The 19,020-nt window shown below is 71.9% G+C and carries 18 protein-coding genes; 11 read left to right on the plus strand and 7 right to left on the minus strand.

Going from position 1 to position 19,020, the window contains the following annotated elements; genetic code table 11:
• Window positions 1-272: 272 nt before the first annotated feature.
• Entirely contained in the window at window positions 273-908 is a 636-nt protein-coding gene (locus HNR68_RS20885; RefSeq protein WP_179723455.1) for a cyclase, read from the minus strand.
• Window positions 909-1,272: 364 nt separating this feature from the next.
• Between HNR68_RS20885 and HNR68_RS20890 the strand changes: the two genes are divergently transcribed.
• The 8 genes from HNR68_RS20890 to HNR68_RS20925 all read left to right on the plus strand — a co-directional run bounded on the left by HNR68_RS20890 (window position 1,273) and on the right by HNR68_RS20925 (window position 8,836).
• On the plus strand, window positions 1,273-2,163 hold the full coding sequence (locus HNR68_RS20890; RefSeq protein WP_179723456.1) for a TIGR03619 family F420-dependent LLM class oxidoreductase: 891 nt from the start codon (window positions 1,273-1,275) through the stop codon (window positions 2,161-2,163).
• A gap of 97 nt (window positions 2,164-2,260) precedes the next feature.
• Window positions 2,261-2,980, plus strand: a complete 720-nt coding sequence (locus HNR68_RS20895) for an HAD family hydrolase (RefSeq protein WP_179723457.1) — start codon at window positions 2,261-2,263, stop codon at window positions 2,978-2,980.
• A complete protein-coding gene (locus HNR68_RS20900; protein WP_179723458.1) occupies window positions 2,977-4,005 on the plus strand; it encodes a phosphotransferase family protein in 1,029 nt (342 codons plus the stop codon). The genes HNR68_RS20895 and HNR68_RS20900 overlap by 4 nt, the downstream gene beginning before the upstream one ends.
• Window positions 4,005-5,216 (plus strand): acyl-CoA dehydrogenase family protein, encoded by a 1,212-nt coding sequence (locus tag HNR68_RS20905; RefSeq protein WP_179723459.1) that lies wholly within the window; start codon window positions 4,005-4,007, stop codon window positions 5,214-5,216. The genes HNR68_RS20900 and HNR68_RS20905 overlap by 1 nt, the downstream gene beginning before the upstream one ends.
• 52 nt (window positions 5,217-5,268) lie before the next feature.
• On the plus strand, window positions 5,269-6,024 hold the full coding sequence (fabG, locus tag HNR68_RS20910; RefSeq protein WP_179723460.1) for a 3-oxoacyl-ACP reductase FabG: 756 nt from the start codon (window positions 5,269-5,271) through the stop codon (window positions 6,022-6,024).
• On the plus strand, window positions 6,021-7,205 hold the full coding sequence (locus tag HNR68_RS20915) for an acyl-CoA dehydrogenase family protein (RefSeq protein ID WP_179723461.1): 1,185 nt from the start codon (window positions 6,021-6,023) through the stop codon (window positions 7,203-7,205). The genes fabG and HNR68_RS20915 overlap by 4 nt, the downstream gene beginning before the upstream one ends.
• Window positions 7,202-8,305, plus strand: a complete 1,104-nt coding sequence (locus tag HNR68_RS20920; RefSeq protein ID WP_179723462.1) for an acyl-CoA dehydrogenase family protein — start codon at window positions 7,202-7,204, stop codon at window positions 8,303-8,305. The genes HNR68_RS20915 and HNR68_RS20920 overlap by 4 nt, the downstream gene beginning before the upstream one ends.
• Window positions 8,306-8,383: 78 nt before the next feature.
• A complete protein-coding gene (locus tag HNR68_RS20925; RefSeq protein ID WP_179723463.1) occupies window positions 8,384-8,836 on the plus strand; it encodes a MaoC/PaaZ C-terminal domain-containing protein in 453 nt (150 codons plus the stop codon).
• Window positions 8,837-8,899: 63 nt separating this feature from the next.
• Here the strand turns inward: HNR68_RS20925 and HNR68_RS20930 are convergent, their stop codons facing one another.
• The 6 genes from HNR68_RS20930 to HNR68_RS20955 form a co-directional block, all read right to left on the minus strand.
• Window positions 8,900-10,450: an AbgT family transporter gene (locus HNR68_RS20930; RefSeq protein ID WP_179723464.1), complete on the minus strand. Its 1,551-nt coding sequence runs from the start codon at window positions 10,448-10,450 to the stop codon at window positions 8,900-8,902.
• Between the two features lie 223 nt (window positions 10,451-10,673).
• The gene (locus HNR68_RS20935) at window positions 10,674-12,326 is read right to left on the minus strand and encodes an AMP-binding protein (RefSeq protein ID WP_179723465.1); all 1,653 of its coding nucleotides are present in this window, start codon (window positions 12,324-12,326) and stop codon (window positions 10,674-10,676) included.
• Between the two features lie 111 nt (window positions 12,327-12,437).
• Window positions 12,438-13,055: a TetR/AcrR family transcriptional regulator gene (locus HNR68_RS20940; protein WP_179723466.1), complete on the minus strand. Its 618-nt coding sequence runs from the start codon at window positions 13,053-13,055 to the stop codon at window positions 12,438-12,440.
• Window positions 13,056-13,136: 81 nt separating this feature from the next.
• The gene (locus HNR68_RS20945; RefSeq protein ID WP_343050298.1) at window positions 13,137-13,910 is read right to left on the minus strand and encodes an SDR family oxidoreductase; all 774 of its coding nucleotides are present in this window, start codon (window positions 13,908-13,910) and stop codon (window positions 13,137-13,139) included.
• On the minus strand, window positions 13,903-14,658 hold the full coding sequence (locus HNR68_RS20950) for an SDR family oxidoreductase (RefSeq protein ID WP_179723467.1): 756 nt from the start codon (window positions 14,656-14,658) through the stop codon (window positions 13,903-13,905). Before HNR68_RS20950 ends, HNR68_RS20945 begins: the two co-directional genes overlap by 8 nt.
• An 85-nt stretch (window positions 14,659-14,743) precedes the next feature.
• Window positions 14,744-16,414 carry a class I adenylate-forming enzyme family protein gene (locus HNR68_RS20955; RefSeq protein ID WP_343050299.1) on the minus strand — a complete coding sequence of 557 codons (1,671 nt, stop codon included), beginning with the start codon at window positions 16,412-16,414 and terminating at the stop codon, window positions 14,744-14,746.
• 166 nt (window positions 16,415-16,580) lie between these two features.
• Between HNR68_RS20955 and HNR68_RS20960 the strand changes: the two genes are divergently transcribed.
• The 3 genes from HNR68_RS20960 (at window position 16,581) to HNR68_RS20970 (ending at window position 19,010) form a co-directional block, all read left to right on the plus strand.
• A complete protein-coding gene (locus HNR68_RS20960) occupies window positions 16,581-17,558 on the plus strand; it encodes a chitinase (RefSeq protein ID WP_246330503.1) in 978 nt (325 codons plus the stop codon).
• A 169-nt stretch (window positions 17,559-17,727) separates the two neighbouring features.
• The gene (locus HNR68_RS20965; protein WP_179723468.1) at window positions 17,728-18,312 is read left to right on the plus strand and encodes a DNA-binding protein; all 585 of its coding nucleotides are present in this window, start codon (window positions 17,728-17,730) and stop codon (window positions 18,310-18,312) included.
• Between the two features lie 41 nt (window positions 18,313-18,353).
• Window positions 18,354-19,010, plus strand: coding sequence for an RES family NAD+ phosphorylase (locus tag HNR68_RS20970; protein ID WP_179723469.1), 657 nt, complete (start codon window positions 18,354-18,356; stop codon window positions 19,008-19,010).
• Window positions 19,011-19,020: the final 10 nt, after the last annotated feature.

Consider the following 19,020-nt stretch of genomic DNA (forward strand, 5'->3'; position numbering starts at 1 on the left):
CGCTGCGGCGGACGAAGACCGCCACCGGGAGGAGGTCCGGGTCGAGCGGTGGTTCGCCGGACCGGCGGAGGTCACCTGCGACTGGACCGCCACCGCCTGGAAGTCCTCCGGCCTGCACACCGGGGCGGAGGGCCGGCCCGGGGCGGCAGTCCACCGAGGAGCTCATCGAGAAGGCCGGCCGGAAGATCCGCAGCGTCAACCGGGTCCGGAGCGGGTTCAGCCGGACGGCACAACGGCGGCGGGGCGTGCGCCCCGCCGCCGTGCTCGAGGGATCAGCCGATGGTCGTGGTCGTCAGGATCGGGTTGGGGTTGGGGAAGCAGCCTGACGGCACCTCGATGTCACCGATGATCGAGGACACCACCGCGGTGAAGGTGAGCCCCGGGTCGTCGTAGCTGGTGCCGTACAGCTTCGTCTCGATCGTGCCGGACTCACCGGCGGTGAGGTGCGCGGTCACGGTGGGCAGCTCGAACTCCGCGCCGCCCGCGATCGGACCGTCCAGGTGCAGCGTGGCGATGTCGCCGTCCACGGTGAGGGTCGGCTCGTTCTCGCCGAGCCCGGAGCCGCCCTCCAGGTCGGCGGAGACGAACGTGGAGTTCTCCGGGATCGGGATCTTCAGGTCGATGCCCTCGATCTGCTGGACCGTGAAGCCGTTGACCTCGGAGGGGACGGTGTTCACGGCCGGGTCGATCACGATGTCCAGGGTGCCGCCGGGAGACACGGTCTCCGGGGCGGTGACGTCGGCGCTCTGCTGCAGGCTGAACTGCTGCTCGCCCACCGGGGAGTCGCCGGAGCAGTCGAAGTTGACGTCGAAGGCCGCAGCCAGGGCTTGGGGGGTGAACGCGAGCGCCGCGGCCGCGGTCAGGGCGACAGCAGTGGCAGCACGTCTGCCACGGAGCAGGGACGTCATTGGCCTCACCTCGCAACTTCGGGGTCTGACAAGGGGGCCGCGCGGCGATCCGAATGCTTACCGACGAGTAGGCACGGCGTCAACGCGCTCGTCGTTCCCACAATTCCCACCGGACACCCAGCGCTACCCGTGATCGTCCGCCGCGTCCCGCACAACCGCCTGCCGGATGAACGCCGTTGCGATGAACGAGGATCCGTCACCGCGAGTGCGCGACGCGCGGTGATCACCGCCCTGCCGTCGGGGTGGTTGCACGCTCACCCGGAGCGTGCCGGGCCGGTGAGCGTTGCCGCTGGTCCGAACGCAGTCCCCGGTGCACCCGTTGTGACGAGGCCGCGCGGTGCACCTCTCGGACAAGATGATCGGCATGCGACTGGGACTGACGCTGCCGCAGTTCGGCCCGTTCTCCGACCCGACCCTGGTGCCCACGGTGGCCGCCGAAGCCGAAGCGCTCGGCTTCGAGAGCCTCTGGACGGGCGAGCGCGTGCACGCCGCGACCGACCCGATCACCCCGTACCCGGGTGGCACCATGCCCGAGGAGTTCCGCAGCGCGCTCGACCCGCTGCTGGTGCTGACGCTCGCGGCGCACGCCACCACCCGCCCGCTGCTGGGCACCAGCACGCTGAGCGCCCCGCTGCACGCCCCGGTCCACCTGGCCCGCAGCCTCGCCGGGATCGACCGGCTCAGCGGTGGACGGCTCATCGCCGGGTTCGGGCTGAGCTGGTCGCGCGACGAGTACGACGCGGTCGCGGTGCCGTGGCGGGAGCGCGGGGCGCGGCTGGACGAGACGCTGGACGTGCTGGCGGCCCTCTGGTCTGACGACCCGGTGCAGCACCGCGGCCGGTTCTGGACCGTCACCCCCGGCACGTTCCAGCCCAAGCCCGCCCAGTCACACGTGCCGATCTACCTGGGCGGGGTGTCGCCGGCCGCGTTCCGCCGCATCGGCCGCCGCGCGGACGGCTGGCTGGGGGTGGCGATGCCGGTGCCTGCGCTGCGGGACGTGCTGGCGAGCATCGCCGAGCAGGCCCGGCAGGCCGGGCGCGGCCCGATCGCCACCGCCGTGCGCATCAACGCCAAGCTCCAGGCCACCGCGACCGACACCCCGGGCACCGGCCCGGTCGAGCAGCTCGCGGACCACCTGCACGAGCTCGCCGAGCTGGGCGTCGAGGACGCCTTCGTCGACCTGCAGTTCAGCACCTCCACCCCGGCCGAGCTGCTGGACACCGCCGCGCGCATCCGCACCGCCTTCCAGCCCTGAGCCCGCCCCCGGCCCGCAGCCCCGGCGGGTGCGTGCCGCCGATTCGGCGGGTCGGGCACTAGCGCGACATACCGGCTAGTCGGTACGGTCCTGGGTCATGGGTTCCGGTGACGCAACCCGCCCGGCGCGGGCGGTCGTCTTCGACTACGGCGGAGTGCTGACCACCCCCAGCCGCGTCGCCCTGCGCGGGTGGATGGAGCAGGAGGGCGTCCTCCCGGAGACCTTCTCCGCCGCGCTCAAGGAGTGGCTGTCGCGCAGCGCCCCGCCCGGCACCCCGATCCACCGGCTGGAGACCGGTGAGATCAGCGCCGAGGAGTTCAACCGCACCCTCGCGCAGCGGCTGCGCACCCGCGACGGCGGCCCGGTCGCGCCGGAGGGACTGCTGCAGCGCATGTTCGCGCGGTTGGACAGCGAACCGGCCATGCTCGACCTGGTGCGCGCCCTGCGGCAGCGGGGCGTGCGCACCGCGCTGCTGTCCAACAGCTGGGGCAACGAGTACCCGTGGGACGTGCTCGACGGGCTGTTCGAGGTCACCGTCGTCTCCGCGGACGTCCGGCTGCGCAAACCCGACCCGCGGATCTACCGCCTGGTGCTCGACCGCCTCGGCCTGCCCGCGGAGCAGGTGGTGTTCGTCGACGACGGCGCCCCCAACGTCGACGCCGCCGAGCAGCTGGGCATGCGCGCGGTGCTGCACACCGACCCGGCGGACACCCGCGCCCGGATCGCCGAGCTCACCGCGACACCCGTGGACGTCGAACCCCCGATCGCACCGGACGGCGCAGCAGGAGCCGCCCCGCGAGGCAAGGAGACCCGATGACCGCCGAACCGCTGCCCGGTCTGGACCTGGACCGGCTGCGCGCCCACCTCGACGCCGAACTGCCCGGCCTGCTCGCCGGCCCGCTCACCGGCGAGCTCGTCCAAGGCGGACGGTCCAACCTGACGTACGTGGTCAGCGACGGCCGGCAGCGCTGGGTGGTGCGCCGCCCGCCGCTGGGCCACGTGCTGGCCACCGCGCACGACATGGGCCGCGAGTTCCGGGTGATGTCCGCGCTGGCCGGCACCCACGTGCCGGTCCCGCGCACCCACCTGCTCTGCCAGGACGACAGCGTGCTCGGCGCCCCGTTCTACGTCATGGAGCACGTCCCGGGCACCGTGTACCGGACCCCGCAGCTGACCGAGCAGCTGACGCCGCAGCAGCGCGTCGAGCTGTCCTGGCAGCTGGTGGACGTGCTCGCCGACCTGCACGCCATCGACCCGGAGTCGGTGGGGCTGGGCGACTTCGGCCGGCCGCAGGGCTTCCTGGAGCGGCAGGTGCGGCGCTGGAGCAAGCAGCTGGCCGCGTCCCGCAGCCGCGACATCGACGGCATCGAGGAGCTGGCCTCCCGGCTGGGTGAGCGCGTCCCCAGCACGCCGCGCGCGGGCATCGTGCACGGCGACTACCGGCTGGACAACGTGATCGTCGGCGACGACCAGCGGATCCGGGCCGTGCTCGACTGGGAGATGGCCACCCTCGGCGACCCGCTCACCGACCTCGGCCTGCTCGCGGTGTACTGGGAGGGGTTCAGCGGGGTCGAGCAGAACCCGATCGCCAAGGGCGTCGGCCCGGAGTACGGCTTCCCCACCGCGCAGCAGCTCATCGACCGCTACGTCGAGCGCAGCGGCGACCCGCTGGCCGACCTGGACTGGTACCTCGCCTTCGGCTTCTTCAAGATCGCGGTGATCTTGGAGGGCATCCACTACCGCTTCATCCACGGCCAGACCGTCGGCGACGGCTTCGAGCACGTCGGCGCCCTGGTGGCACCCCTCGTCGCGCAGGGCTTGGCGACCCTCAAGGAGGAATGATGGATTTCGGCTTCGACGCACGCACCGAGGAACTGCGCGAGCAGCTCCTCGACTTCATGGACTCCCACATCTACCCAGCCGAACCGGTCTTCCTGCAGCAGCTCGCCGAGGCCGAGGACCCGTGGGCAGCGCACCCGCCGATCATGGAGGAGCTCAAGGCCGAAGCGCGCAAGCGCGGGTTGTGGAACCTCTTCCTGCCCGGTGAGCACGGCGCCGGGCTGACCAACCTGCAGTACGCGCCGCTGGCCGAGATCATGGGCCGGTCCGGCAGGCTGGCCCCGGAGGCCACCAACTGCTCCGCCCCGGACACCGGCAACATGGAGGTGCTGGCGCAGTTCGGCACCGAGGAGCAGAAGAAGCAGTGGCTGGAACCGCTGCTGGCGGGGGAGATCCGCTCCGCGTTCTGCATGACCGAACCCGACGTGGCCTCGTCCGACGCCACCAACATCGGCACCCGCATCGAGCGCGACGGCGACCACTACGTGATCAACGGTCGCAAGTGGTTCTCCTCCGGGGCGATGAGCCCGCGCTGCAAGGTCCTCATCGTCATGGGCAAGACCGACCCGAACGCCGAGCGGCACCGCCAGCAGAGCCAGGTCCTGGTGCCCAAGGACACCCCGGGCGTGCGGATCGTGCGCAGCATGAACGTCTTCGGCTACACCGACGCCGACCACGGTGGGCACGCCGAGATCGTCTTCGAGGACGTCCGGGTGCCGGTGGAGAACGTCATCGCCGGGGAGGGCGAGGGCTTCGCCATCGCCCAGGCGCGGCTCGGCCCGGGCCGCATCCACCACTGCATGCGCGCGATCGGGATGGCCGAACGGGCGCTGGAGATGATGTGCCGCCGCACCAACGAGCGCGTCGCCTTCGGCAAGCCGCTGGCCGACCAGGGCGTCATCCAGCACTGGATCGCCGAGTCGCGGGTCAAGATCGAGCAGGCGCGGCTGCTGGTGCTCAAGACCGCGTGGCTGATGGACACCGTGGGCAACAAGGGCGCGCACACCGAGATCCAGGCGATCAAGGTGGCGGTGCCGGAGATGGCCACCTGGGTCATCGACCGCGCCATCCAGGCCCACGGCGGCGGTGGCGTCAGCCAGGAGTTCCCGCTGGCCAACCTCTACGCCCACGCCCGGACCCTGCACATCGTCGACGGCCCCGACGAGGTGCACCGCCGCTCGCTGGCCCGCCGCGAGCTGAAGAAGTACCGCTGACCGCGCACCGTCGTTGAGCACGGTGCACGACCACAACGCACGAGGAGAACCCATGGCAGACAGTCGAGTCGCGATCGTCACCGGTGCCGCCCGCGGGATCGGCGCGGCCACGGCCAAGCGGCTGGCGGAGGACGGCTTCGCCGTCGCCGTCATCGACCTCGACGAGAAGAACTGCGCCGACACGGTCTCGGCGATCGAGTCCGCCGGCGGCAAGGCGCTGGCCGTCGGCGCCGACGTCAGCGACGCCGAGCAGGTCAAGACCGCGGTGGACCGGGTCGCCAACGAGCTCGGCGCCCCCACCGTGCTGGTCAACAACGCCGGGGTCATCCGGGACAACATGCTGTTCAAGATGACCGAGGACGACTGGGACACGGTCATGGGCGTGCACCTGCGGGGCGCGTTCCTGATGAGCCGCGCGACCCAGGAGCACATGGTCGCGGCGAAGTGGGGCCGCATCGTCAACCTCTCCAGCACCTCGGCGCTGGGCAACCGCGGCCAGGCCAACTACTCCACGGCCAAGGCCGGCCTGCAGGGCTTCACCAAGACGCTGGCCATCGAGCTCGGCAAGTTCGGCATCACCGTCAACGCCATCGCCCCCGGCTTCATCGCCACCGACATGACCCGCGCCACCGCCGAGCGGGTGGGCATGGAGTTCGAGGAGTTCACCAAGGCCGCGGCCGCGAGCATCCCGGTGGCCCGGGTGGGCCAGCCCGAGGACATCGCCAACACCGTGTCCTTCTTCGTCGACGAGCGCTCCGGGTTCGTCTCCGGCCAGGTCATCTACGTGGCGGGTGGGCCGAAGGCATGACCGTGGACGCCGCCGAACTCCGCGGCCGGGTCGAGGAGTTCCTCGCCGCGCACGATCCACAGCGGACCGACCGGCTGGAGTTCCTGCGGGCGCGCTTCGACGCCGGGCTGGCGTGGGTGCACTTCCCCGTCGGCCTCGGCGGCCTCGGCGCCGCGCGGGAGCTGCAACCGGTGGTCGACGAGGCGTTCGCCGAGGCGGGGGCACCGGACAACCAGCCGCAGCTCAACGTCATCGGCCTGGGCATGGCCGCGCCCACCATCCTGCGCTTCGGCACCGACGAGCAGCGCCAGCGCTACCTCCGCCCACTGTGGACCGGCGAGGAGACCTGGTGCCAGCTGTTCTCCGAACCGGGTGCCGGCTCGGACCTCGCCGCGCTGTCCACGCGCGCGGTGCGGGACGGCTCGGACTGGGTGGTCGACGGGCAGAAGGTCTGGACGTCGCTGGCGCACCGGGCCCGCTGGGCGATCCTCGTCGCCCGCTCCGACCCGGACCTGCCCAAGCACAAGGGCCTGACCTACTTCATCTGCGACATGACGGACCCGGGCGTGGAGGTCCGCCCGCTGCGGCAGATCACCGGTGAGGCCGAGTTCAACGAGGTGTTCCTGACCGGGGTCCGGATCCCGGACTCCCAGCGCATCGGCGAGGTCGGCCAGGGCTGGCAGGTCGCCATGGGCACCCTGATGAACGAGCGAGTGGCCATCGGCGGGCGCACGCCACCGCGCGAGGGCGGCATGATCGGCGAGGCCGCCGAGGCGTGGCGCGCGCACCCGGAGAAGCGCACCCCCGCGCTGCACGACCGCCTGCTCACGCTGTGGGTGGCGGCCGAGGCGACCCGGCTGACCAGCATCCGGCTGCGCCAGCAGCTGGCCATCGGCGAGCCCGGGCCGGAGGGCTCGGCGGTCAAGGTGGCCTTCGCCGAGCAGAACCAGGCGATCACCGGGTTCGAGCTGGAGTTCCTCGGCGAGGACGGGCTGACCTACGACGACTGGACGTTCCGCCAGCCCGACTACGCCTCGCTCACCAAGCGCGGCGCCGGGTTCCGGTACCTGCGGGCCAAGGGCAACTCCATCGAGGGCGGCACCACCGAGATCCTGCGCAACGTGATCGCCGAGCGGGTGCTGGGGCTGCCCCCGGAGATCCGCACCGACAAGGACCGGCCGTGGAAGGAGTTGCCGCGATGAGCGCTCCGGACCTGCTCTACACCGAGCTGGAAGAGGACCTGCGAGCGACCGTGCGGCGACTGCTGCGCGAACGCTGCGACTGGACCGCGGTGCTGGCCCGCTGCGAGTCCGAGGAGCCCTACGACCTCGACCTGTGGCGCACCCTCGCCGGCGAGCTCGGCCTGGCCGCGCTGCTGGTGCCGGAGGACCTCGGCGGGGCCGGGGCGAGCGCCCGGGAGCTGGCGGTGGTGGCCGAGGAGGTCGGCCGCGCGGTCGCCCCGGTGCCGTTCCTGGGCAACGTGCTGGTCACCGCGGCGCTGGTGGCCTGCGCGGAGCGGGAGGTCCTGCCGCAGCTGGCGGACGGTTCCCGCATCGGCACCCTCGCCGTCGGGCTGACCACCGCGCCGCACGCGGCGTTCCCGCGGTCGGTCAAGGCCGACGGCACCAGCCTGACCGGCACGGTGTCCGCGGTGGTCGACCTCGAGGTGGCCGACCACGTCGTGGTGCCGGCCGTGGACGGCGACGGTGCGGCGCTGTACCTGGTGGACACCGCGGCCTCGGGGGTCACCCGGACGCCGACCACGCCGCTGGACCTCACCCGGCGGTTCGGCACCCTCGAGCTGGCGGGCGCGGTCGGGAAGCGGCTGGCCTCCGGGGCGGACGCCGAGCGGGCGCTGCGGCGGGCCCTGCTCACCGCGGCCGGGCTGCTGGCCTCCGAGCAGGTCGGCCTGGCTCAGCACTGCCTGGACTCCACAGTGGACTACGCGAAGACCCGCTACCAGTTCGGCAGGCAGATCGGGTCCTTCCAGGCGGTCAAGCACCGGCTGGCCGACCTGTGGGTCGAGGTCAGCACGGGGCGCGCCGTGGCCCGCAACGCCGCGGACGCGCTGGCCCAGGACACCGAGGTCGACCTGGCGGTGGCACTGGCGCAGGCCCACTGCTCGGACCTGGTGGTGCTGGCCGCCGAGGAGCACCTCCAGCTGCACGGCGGCATCGGCATGACCTGGGAGCACCCGGCGCACCTCTACCTCGGCCGGGCCAAGAGCTCCCAGCTGACCTTCGGCATCGCCGAGACCCACCGGCAGCGCATCGGCGAGCTCGCCGACCTGCCCACGCCGTAGCCGCGCCCGCGAGCGGCGGTGGGCGCCCGCCGCCGCTCGCGGCACCGCGCCCACCCAGCACACGAGGAGGTACCCGCAGTGCGAGTGTTCACGAGCAAGGACGAGATCATCGCCGCCAAGGGCGAGCAGCTCGGCGCCAGCGAGTGGCTGACCATCACCCAGGAGCAGATCAACCAGTTCGCCGACGCCACCCTGGACCACCAGTGGATCCACGTCGACGTCGACCGCGCCCAGCAGGGACCGTTCGGCGCGCCCATCGCGCACGGGTTCCTCACGTTGAGCCTGCTGTCGAAGCTCAACTCGGAGAACTACCGGTTCGAGGGCGCGAAGATGGGGATCAACTACGGCCTGAACAAGGTCCGGTTCCCCAACCCGGTCAAGGTCGGCTCCCGGATCCGCTCCGTCGCCGAGCTCGCCGACGTCACCGAGGTCGACGGTGGCGTGCAGCTGACGGTCAAGTCCACCATCGAGATCGAGGGCGAGGCGAAGCCCGCCTGCGTCGCCGAGGGCCTCACCCGCGTGATCTTCTGACACCCCGTGCGGGGTACCCGCGCCCCTCGCGGGTACCCCCGGGTTCCTCCCCCGACGCGATCGTCACGGCGCGATGTGGATGCCCATGCCGGGCCCCAGCGGCAGGTCGGCGAAGTAGAAGACCGTCAGGACCACGGCCCAGAGGAGCCAGAACGGCACCACGAACGGGGTCATGCGGGCCACCAGGGTGCCCATCCCCGCCGCCGGTTCGTAGCGGCGCAGGTAGCCCAAGATGATGATCATGTACGGGTTCAGCGGCGTCATGATCTGCGTGGCCGAGTCGCCCACCCGGAACGCCGCCTGCGCGAAGCCGGGCTCGAAGCCCAGCAGCACGAACATCGGCACGAACACCGACGCCATGAGCGTCCACAGGCTCGACCCGGAGATGATGAACAGGTTGAGCAGCGAGGCCAGCACCATGAACCCGAGGAACGCCGGGTAGCCGTCCAGGCCGATCGCGCGCAGCAGGTCCGCGCCCGAGACCGCCACCCAGGCACCGAGGTTCGTCCAGCCGAACAGCGCGATGAACTGCCCGAGCATGAACGCCAGCACCAGGAACCCGGCCAGCTCCCGGACCGCCTCGGCCATCAGCTTCGGCACGTCCGCGGCCCGCCGCACCACGCCCACCAGCGCGCCGTGGACGATCGCCGGGACCGCGAACCCCAAGAAGATCAGCGTGGTCACCGAGTCCAGCAGCGGCGACTCGGGCAGGAACCCACCGGCCTCGTTGCGCAGCGGCGAACCCGGCCACACCACGAGCAGCACGACCGCGGCGGCGGTGAGCAGGAACGCCACCCCGGCCCACACCAGACCGCGGCGCTCGGCGGGTTCCAGCGCCGCCGTGATCTCCGGACCGTCCCCCGACGCCTCGCGCGGCACCCCGGTGCGCACCAGGCGCGGCTCGATCACCTTGTCGATGAGCAGCCCGGCGAGCAGGCCGAGCACGATCGACGACACTGCGTTGAAGTAGTAGTTGGACACCGGGGTGACCGTCGTGCCCGGGTCCGGCAGGGTCGCGGCGACCTCGTTGCTGATCCCGGCGAACAGCGCGTCCAGGCTGGTGACCAGCGGCGAGGTCGAGTAGCCGGCGCCGACGGCGGCGAACCCGCCGAGCAGCCCGGCCACCGGGTGCCGCCCGGCGGCCTTGAACACCAGCGCCGCCAGCGGCGGGACGATGATCATCGAGGAGTCGGCCATCACGCTCGCGGTGATGCCCACCAGGCCGACCGCGTACGGCAGCACCCAGCGCGGCGCCCCGCCGAAGGCGACCCGGATCAGCGCGGTGAGCAGCCCGGTGCGCTCGGCCAGCCCCACCGCGAGCATGATCGTGACCACCGTCTCCAGCGGCGGGAACCCGATGAAGTTCTCGGCCATGCTGGTGAACAGGAACTCCAGGCCCTCGCCGCTGAGCGCGCCCCGGATCGGCGTCACCTCGTCGTCGCCGGGGACGTGCACGGTGACGCCGAAGGCGGCCACCACGGTGGAGACCACCACCACGAGCAGGAACAGCAGTCCGAAGAGGATGAAGGGCTCGGGCAGCTTGTTCCCCACTCGCTCCACCAGGTTCAGCACCCGGTCGATCCGCGGCGGCCGGCTGGCCCGGGTCTCGCTCATGCTCGCTCCTGCGGTGTGAGGGGGTGAGCGGTAGCGAACCTCCCCGTCCTCGGCCAGCGCAACCCCTCGCCCCGAACGCAACGAACCCGAAACAACTTCACTCCCCGCTGACCCCACAGGGAACGTGAAACTCCTCCACGCCCGGGCCCGCTCGCGTGAGCGCGCACGAGGTGCGGCGGCCCTTCGCGCACCGCGCGGTCGGTGGTGCGCGGTCCCGTCGCGGTCACTGGTCGCGGAGCTGGCGGCGGAGGATCTTGCCGGTGGGGGTCTTCGGCAGCTCGGGCACCAGCTGGACCTGGCGCGGGTACTTGTAGGCCGCCAGGCGCGCCTTGCAGTGGTCGACCAGGTCCTCCTCGGTCGCCGCGGCCCCCGGCTTCAGCACCACGAAGGCCTTGACCGTCTCCCCGCGGTAGGGGTCCGGGACCCCCACCACCGCCGCCTCCAGCACCGCCGGGTGGTCGTAGAGGACGTCCTCCACCTCGCGGGGCCACACCTTGTACCCCGCCGCGTTGATCATGTCCTTCTTGCGGTCCACCACGTAGAACCAGCCGTCGGCGTCCATGAACCCGACGTCGCCGGTGCGCAGCTCGCCGCCGGGCAGCGCCGCCGCCGTCGCCTCCGGCTTGCCCCAGTACCCCGGCACCACCTGGCGGCCGGCGATCGCGATCTCGCCCACCTCGCCGACCGGCACCTCTTCGCCGGAGTCGTCGAGGATGCGCACCGAGGTGCCGAAGATCGGCAGCCCGATCGACAGCGCCCCGGAGGTGGGGTCCACCGGCGCCCGCGCACCCGGCGGCACGAGGTGGGTGATCGACGTGGACTCGGTCAGGCCGTAGGCGTTGTGGATGTAGTGCCCGGTCCGCTCCAGGAACTGCTGGTTCACCGCGGGCGGCACCGGTGCCCCGCCCGAGTAGACCAACCGGAACGAGCGGAAGTCCTCCGCCGTCAACCCCTCCACCCCGCTCAGCGCGATGAACGCGGTGATCGCCCCGACGGTGAAGGTCGGGCGGTGCTCGCGGATCGCGTCGAGCACCACTTCCGGCTGGAACCGGTGCGTCAGCACCAGCGGGCACGGCACCAGCAGGGCCAGCGCGAAGTGCCCGACCAGCCCGGTGATGTGGAACAGCGGGGCGACGGCCAGCACGCTGTCGTCCGGCGTCATCCCCATCCAGTCGCGGAACGCCTGCGCGTTGAACGCGATCACGGCGTGGGTGTTCATCGCGCCCTTGGGTTCCCCGGTGGTGCCCGAGGTGTAGGTCAGCACCGCGACGTCGTCGGGCGACGGCGGGTCGGCCACCGGCGTGCGCCCCGCGCAGCGGTCCAGCAGCTCGAGCAGGTCCAGCGTCCCGCCGCGGCGCACCTCCCGCTGCGGCAGCACGCGCGGGTCGTCACGGGTCTGCCAGTCCCGCGCCGAGCAGGTGATGACGGTCAACACCCGCGTGGCGCCGGAAGCGAGGACCTCCGCCGCGACCGACTCGTGCAGTTCGTCCAGGCACACCAACGCCGTCGCGCCGGAATCGGCCAGCAGGTAGGTGAGTTCCCGCGCCTTGTTCATCGGGTTGATGACCACGGCCGCGCCCCCGGCCTTCCACGCGGCCACCACCGCGATCACGAACGCGGGGTCGTTCTGCACGTAGACGCCGAGCCGGTCACCGGAGCGGAAACCGCCGTCCTGCAACGCGACCGCGAGCGCGTCGGACGCGGAGTCCACATCGGCCAGGGTGAGTTCGGCGTCGAAGTACCGGATCGCCGTGGTCCCCGGGGCACGGGCGACGGAGGCGCGGAACATCTCGAGCGCGGTGCCGTGCTCGACCTCGATGTCCGCCGGGAGGTCTCCGTAGTGGGCCAGCCAAGGACGGCGCGCGTAGCTGCTCATGTGACCACCAGTGTCCGGAGCGGGAACGGCCGCTTCGCTGCGACCGCGAGGAATCTCGCACCTCGGCAACGCCCGGTCAAGACCGGTGGAGACCGCCCGGCGCCAGCGGGATCAGGGGCGCAGCGAGGCCAGCAGCAGGTCGGCGAACTGCTCCCCGACCTGCTCCCCGGTGAGCTCGCCGTCGTGGCGGAACCAGGTGCCGAGGTGGTGCACCGCACCGAAGAAGAAGTCCACCACCAGGTCCGGTGACTTGTCCGCGCGGAACACCCCGGCGCGCTGGCCCTCCTCGATCAGCGCGCACACCCGCTCGTGGTAGCGGCGGCGCTCCGCCCGGACCTCCGCCTGCTTGTCCGGGTGCAGCAGGTGCATCGAGCGGAAGAAGATCTTCGTGTCGTCCAGGTTCGCCGCCGTCGTGGCGACGACGTCGGCGGCCACCGCGTGCAGCCGCTCGTCCACCGGAGCGTCGCTGTCGGCCGCGCTCTCCATCCGCGCGTGCTGCACGCGCAGCACCCGCGCGTAGATCTCGTAGAGCAGGTCGTCCTTGGAGCCGAAGTAGTGGTACATCGCCCCCTTGGTGACCCCGGCGGCGTCGACGATCTGCTGCACCGAGGTCAGCTCGTAGCCCTGCTCGGCGAACAGTCGCGTGGCCACCGACAGCAACCGCTGCGGGACCGGCTCGTCCCCCGTCGCCATCACCGCGGTGGTGCGGCCGTTGGCCACCCGCGCCATGGTCCACCTCCCCTGTCCATCCCCGCTCCAGCGTATCGACCCGCCGGCCCGCCGCAGCGGCGGACCGGCGGACCCCGCCCGTCAGCCGAGCTTGCGCTGGAGCTTGCGCATGCCCGCCTGCCACCGCTGCGGCTGGGCGGCGCGCAGCGCGTAGTAGTCGGCGACCTCGGGGTGCGGCAGGACGAGGAACTCGCCGCTGTCCAGCGAGTCGGCGACCACGTCGGCGACCTGCTCGGGTTCCAGCGCTCCCTCGTCGAGCAGCACCTTGCCCGCGCTCCCGCTGGAGCCGAGCATGTTCGTGCGCACCCCCTGCGGGCACAGCGCCTGCACGGTGATGCCCCGGTCGGCGTAGGTGATCGCCAGCCACTCGGCGAAGCCGAGCGCCGCGTGCTTGGTCACCGAGTACGGCGCGGCACCGAGCATGGTCAGCAGCCCCGCGGCCGACACCGTGGCCAGGAAGTGCCCCTGCCCGCGCTCCAGCCAGTGCGGCAGCACGGCGCGGGCCGCGCGGACGTGCGCCATCACGTTGGTCTCCCAGGAGTCGGCCCACGCCGCCTCGTCGGCCTCCGGGCCGCCACCGCGGGAGATCCCGGCGTTGGCGCAGAACAGGTCGATCCGCCCGTGCTCGCCCAGGGCGGCGTCGACGAGCGCGCGCACCCCGTCCTCGCTCGCGGCGTCACCCGGCACCGCCAGCCCGCCGACCTCCGCCGCCACCCGCTGGACGGCCTCGGTGTCCACATCGGCCAGCACGACCCGCGCCCCGAGCCCGGCGAACTTGCGGGCCATCGCGGCACCGATCCCGTTGCCCCCACCGGTGATCACCACCGCGGAACCAGCGAGCTGCACCTCACACACCGCCCCTCAGCGTCACGCCGCCGTCGAGCACCAGGACCTGCCCGGTGATCCAGGACGCCTCGTCGGAGAGCAGGAACGCCGCCGCGCCGCTGATGTCCTCCGGGATCCCCAGCCGCTGCAACGGGTACTGCGCGGCCACCTCCTCCTCGCGGCCCTCGTAGAGCGCGGTGGCGAACTTCGTCTTGACCACCGCCGGCGCGATGGCGTTGACCCGGACCTTCGGGCCGAGCTCCACCGCGAGGTCCTTGGTGATGTAGGACAGCATCGCCTTGGTGGCGCCGTAGAAACCGATCCCCGGCGCGGGCCGCTGGCCGGCCACCGAGGACACGTTGAGCACCGCACCGCCGTGCTCGCCCATCCACGCCCGGTGCACCCGCTGGGTCCACGACAGCGCGGCGAGCACGTTGACCTCCAACGACTTGCGCGCGATGCCGAGGTCCACGTCGAGCAGCGGGCCGTAGGCGGGGTTGATCCCGGTGTTGTTCACCAGCAGGTCGACCTTGCCGAACGTCTCGACCGTCCGCTCGACCACCTCGGCCTGGTGCTCGGCGTTGTCCGCCTTGCCCGCGATGCCGAGGGCGTGCTCGGCGCCGCCCAGCCCGGAGACCGCCTCGGCCAGCGGCTCGGGCTTGCGCGCGGTCACGGTCACCTTCGCGCCCTCGGCCACCAGCCGCTGGGCGATGGCCAGGCCGATCCCCCGGCTCGCGCCGGTCACGATCGCCACCCGACCGTCGAAGCGCTTGCTCATCTACTTCCTTCCTCTCCGCCGACCACCCGACCCGAGCGGCTTCCGTTCGATTCCCTGGACGCGGCCCCACGGGGATCGCGGCGCGCTACTCGGCCGTCCGCGCGGTGTCCCGCAGCTGGCGCCGCAGGATCTTCCCCGTGGCCGTCTTCGGCAGCTCGTCGATGATCTCGACGCTGCGCGGGTACTTGTAGGCCGCCAGCTGCGCCTTGCAGTGCGCGACCAGTTCCTCCGGCTCCGCCGAGGCGCCGTGGCGCAGGCTCACGAACGCCTTGACCGTCTCACCGCGGTAGGGGTCGGGCACGCCGACCACGGCGGCCTCCCGCACCGCGGGGTGGCCGTAGAGGACGTCCTCCACCTCCCGCGGCCACACCTTGAAGCCGGACGCGTTGATCATGTCCTTCTTGCGGTCCACCACGTAGAACCAGCCCTGGGCGTCCATGAACCCGATGTCGCCGGTGTGCAGCCGCCCGTCGCGGATCCCGGCCGCGGTCTCCTCCGGCTTGTCCCAGTAGGAGGGCACCACCATCGGGCCCTCGATGACGATCTCGCCGACCTCGCCCACCGGCACGTCGGCGCCGTGGTCGTCGACGACGCGCACCACGGTGTTGTAGGTGGGGAGCCCGACGCTGAGGGTGCCGGACGCCTCGTCCACCGGCGCCTCCAGGTGCGCGGGCACCGAGGTCGCGGTCGCGGTGGTCTCGGTGAGCCCGTAGCCGTTGCGGATGTAGTGCCCGAACCGCTCGCGGAACGCCTCGACCACCGCCGACGGCAGCGGCGCCCCGCCGGAGTGGACCAGCTGCAGCGACGAGAAGTGGTCGGGCGTGACGTCCGGGTGGTTCATCAACGCCATGTACGCGGTGGAGGGGCCGACCATGAAGCACGGCCGGTGCTCGGCGAGCGCGTCGAGCACCACCCCCGGCTCGAAGCGGTACACCAGGTCGAGCTGCCGACCGGCGGCCAGCGCCCCGCCCAGCTGGCAGACCAGGCCGGTGATGTGGAACAGCGGCGCCAGCCCGAAGATCCCGCCGCCGGGCACCTCCCGGATCCGGATGGCCGAGCCCTCGGAGTTGAACACCACGTTGGCGTGGGTGTTGGTGGCGCCCTTGGGCACCCCGCTGGTGCCGGAGGTGTAGACGAGCAGCGCGATGTCCGAGCCGGACAGCTGCGGCGCTGCCGGGCGGCGGCCGACGTTGGCCCGCGCCACGGCCAGCAGGTCCGCGCACCCGGCGGCGGGCCGCCGCTCCGCGCGGGCGAACAGCCGCGGGTCGTGGCGGGTCTGCAGGTCCAGCTCGCTCGTGGTGACCGCGACGCGCACCCCGAGCGCTCCGGCGAGCTCACCGAGCACCTCGTGCCACCCCTGCTCGGAGGACACCACCGCGGTGGGCCGGCAGTCGCCGAGGATCCGGGTCAGCTCGCGGCTGCGGTACATCGGGTTGAGCGGGACGGCGATCGCCCCCACCTTCCACGCGGCCAGCAGGGCGATGGCGAACTGCGGCACGTTCTGCAGGTACAGCGCGACCCGGTCCCGGGCGACGACGCCGTGGTCGGCGAAGTGCTGCGCCAGTCCGTCGCTGAGCTCGTCGAGCTCGCGGAAGGTGAGCCGGCCGTCGAAGTAGGTGATGGCGACGCGGTCCGGGTGCTGCTCACGGACGGCCGCGAACAGCTCGAGCATGGTCTCGTACGGCGGTTCGATCGCCTTCGGCATCGCGTCGCCGTAGAGCTCCAGCCAGGGTCGTGCGTCGTACGGGCTGCCCACCTCGCCACCTCCACGTTGAGACCGACCAGTCGGTACGTCACAGTCAACGACCCACGCCCGGCCGCGTCAACCCTCCCGGCTTCGCAAGCTCGCCAAACCGTTGACCACGCGACTGGTCTAGTCCACTGTGCGAACACACGTCCGGTCCCGATCCCCGGAGGTACGCATGATGAGACGCCTGGCCACGCTGGCCACCGCGGCAGCGGCCGCGCTCGCGCTCGCCCCGACGGCCACCGCCGACGCGCCGCAGGCCCTGCCGAAGCACCAGCTCACCGGCTACTGGCAGAACTTCGTCAACAACGCCCAGCCGCTGCGGGTCAGCGACATCTCCCCGAACTACGACCTGGTCGCCCTGGCGTTCGCCAACGCCGACCCGGACCGCCCCGGCGCGGTCACCTTCGGCGTCGACCCGGAGCTGTCCGAGGCGCTCGGCGGCTACACGGACGAGCAGCTCAAGGCCGACATCGCGGCGAAGAAGGACGAGGGAACGTCGTTCGTGCTGTCGGTCGGCGGCGAACTGGGCAACGTCGACTTGAGCTCGGAGGCCAATGTGGCCAGCTTCGTCGATTCGGTTGGAAAGGTACTTGCCGAATACGGCATCGACGGGTTGGACATTGACTTGGAGCACGGGATCGACGTCGACGGCACCACCAGCGCAGTCCGGCAGTTGCGCGAACAGGTGGGCGACGGGTTCCTGCTGACCATGGCGCCGCAGACGCTCGACGTGCAGCCCGGCGGGGCCTACCTGCAGCTGGCCGAGAACCTCAAGGACGTCATCACCGTCGTGCACACCCAGTACTACAACTCCGGTTCCATGAACGGCTGCGACGGCCAGGTCCACGACCAGGGCTCGGTCGACTTCATCACCGCACAGGCGTGCACCCTGCTGCAGGTGCTGCGCCCGGACCAGGTGTCCCTGGGACTGCCCGCCGCACCGTCGGCGGCCGGCAGCGGCTACGTGGAGCCGTCGGTGGTCACCGCCGCGCTGGACTGCCTGACCGCGGGGCAGAACTGCGGGCAGTACACCCCGGACCAGCCGCACCCCGAGCTCAGCGGCGTCATGACGTGGTCCATCAACTGGGACGCCAGCAACGGCAACGCCTTCTCTGACCCGGTCCGGGCCCACCTGGACACGCTGCCGTAATCATCCGCGACTCCGGTCGGGCATTCGGCCCACGACCACGCCGCCCGCACGACCCGACCGGAGTCGCACCTCCGTCACGGTGCGCAATCCACATGCTACGAAAAGTGAGATTTCGCACCAGGCGCACGTTCGCGCACACATTTCCCGCTCCCCGCGTTACCCTGGAGGCATGTCAGTCGCGCTGGAGACCGTGTTGGCCCGAGCCGGTTTAAAGGTCACCGCCAACGAATTCCTCACCCTGGTCGAGGACGCAGCCAAGAAGCTCACCTCGCCCCAGGGGGACCCAGCCGCGCACTTCACCGACGCGGAGCGGGTCGCCCTCAGCGAGGCAGGGCTGGACCTGACGCCGCTCAGCGATGTCGACGTCGACCCCCGGGCCCGCACCGTCGCCGAGCAAGCCGTGCTGCGCGACACCGCGCTGTCGGTCAGCCAGGCCGCCGAGCGGATCGGGGTGGACACCAGCCGGATCCGCCACCGGATCAGCGAACGCAGGCTGATCGGCTGGAAGGACCGCGGCGGGTGGCGGCTGCCCGCGTGGCAGTTCACCGACTCCGACGTGCTCCCGGGCCTGGAAACCGTGCTCGCGCTGATGCCCGTCGACCAGCCCGCGCTGGTGCTGGCCAACTTCATGACCACGCCGCAGGAGGACCTCGAACTCGGGGACCGCCCCGCGAGCCCGCGCGAGTGGCTGCTGGCCGGCGGCGACCCGCAGCGGGTGGCCGAGCTCGCCGCGACCATCGGCACCCCGGCCTGAGCGCTTCACCCCCACCTTCGAGACACCACACCAGGACCTCCATGGCACGGCTACCCCAGCCGCCTGCTCCCGCTGTGCTGCAGGCGATGCTCCGGCGCACCGAAGACGTCATCGCGGTGCCGGCCGGTACTCGCCTGGTGCGCGTGTTCACCACTGAGGGCAACCACCCGCAGCAGTGGAACAGCTTCCGCTACGCCGGGCCGCTGCCGCACGCCCGGTTCGACCCGCACCTGCCCAACTCGCAGGGCGGGCCGACCGTCACCCGGGAGCACGGCGTGCTGTACTTCTCGCTGTCCGTGCAGACCTGCATCGCCGAGGTGTTCCAGGCGACTTCCACAGTGGACCGGCGCACCCGCGGCCCGTACCTGGTGCTGTTCCGTCCACGGCGGACGCTGCGGCTGCTGGACCTGACCGGCCTGTGGCCCACCCGCGCCGGCGCCTCGCAGGCGATCGCCACCGGTCCGAAGCTGCGCACCCAGGCGTGGGCCCGCGGCATCCGCGCGGCCTACCCCGAGCTGGACGGCCTCTGGTACCGGTCGTCGATGGACGCCGGGAACCCGTCGCTGTGCCTCTGGGACCCGCCGGCGGCCACGGCCCTGCCCGACTCCCCCGACGTCCTGCTACCGCTGAGCCACCCGGGGCTGGACGTACCGCTGGGACGCGTGTGCCGGGAGCTCAGCTACACACTCCTCGACTGACGCTCGAACG

The organism is Saccharopolyspora hordei (assembly GCF_013410345.1).
Lineage (GTDB): Bacteria > Actinomycetota > Actinomycetes > Mycobacteriales > Pseudonocardiaceae > Saccharopolyspora > Saccharopolyspora hordei.

Bases quoted from the DNA above. Each gene is read 5' to 3' on its own strand.
- HNR68_RS20960 (WP_246330503.1), top strand. From the start codon at position 16,581: ATGATGAGACGCCTGGCCACGCTGGCCACCGCGGCAGCGGCCGCGCTC.
- HNR68_RS20935 (WP_179723465.1), bottom strand. From the start codon at position 12,326: ATGAGCAGCTACGCGCGCCGTCCTTGGCTGGCCCACTACGGAGACCTC.
- HNR68_RS20890 (WP_179723456.1), top strand. From the start codon at position 1,273: ATGCGACTGGGACTGACGCTGCCGCAGTTCGGCCCGTTCTCCGACCCG.
- HNR68_RS20895 (WP_179723457.1), top strand. From the start codon at position 2,261: ATGGGTTCCGGTGACGCAACCCGCCCGGCGCGGGCGGTCGTCTTCGAC.
- HNR68_RS20885 (WP_179723455.1), bottom strand. From the start codon at position 908: ATGACGTCCCTGCTCCGTGGCAGACGTGCTGCCACTGCTGTCGCCCTG.
- HNR68_RS20920 (WP_179723462.1), top strand. From the start codon at position 7,202: ATGAGCGCTCCGGACCTGCTCTACACCGAGCTGGAAGAGGACCTGCGA.
- HNR68_RS20940 (WP_179723466.1), bottom strand. From the start codon at position 13,055: ATGGCGCGGGTGGCCAACGGCCGCACCACCGCGGTGATGGCGACGGGG.
- HNR68_RS20905 (WP_179723459.1), top strand. From the start codon at position 4,005: ATGGATTTCGGCTTCGACGCACGCACCGAGGAACTGCGCGAGCAGCTC.
- HNR68_RS20915 (WP_179723461.1), top strand. From the start codon at position 6,021: ATGACCGTGGACGCCGCCGAACTCCGCGGCCGGGTCGAGGAGTTCCTC.
- HNR68_RS20950 (WP_179723467.1), bottom strand. From the start codon at position 14,658: ATGAGCAAGCGCTTCGACGGTCGGGTGGCGATCGTGACCGGCGCGAGC.
- HNR68_RS20900 (WP_179723458.1), top strand. From the start codon at position 2,977: ATGACCGCCGAACCGCTGCCCGGTCTGGACCTGGACCGGCTGCGCGCC.
- fabG (WP_179723460.1), top strand. From the start codon at position 5,269: ATGGCAGACAGTCGAGTCGCGATCGTCACCGGTGCCGCCCGCGGGATC.
- HNR68_RS20965 (WP_179723468.1), top strand. From the start codon at position 17,728: ATGTCAGTCGCGCTGGAGACCGTGTTGGCCCGAGCCGGTTTAAAGGTC.
- HNR68_RS20970 (WP_179723469.1), top strand. From the start codon at position 18,354: ATGGCACGGCTACCCCAGCCGCCTGCTCCCGCTGTGCTGCAGGCGATG.
- HNR68_RS20930 (WP_179723464.1), bottom strand. From the start codon at position 10,450: ATGAGCGAGACCCGGGCCAGCCGGCCGCCGCGGATCGACCGGGTGCTG.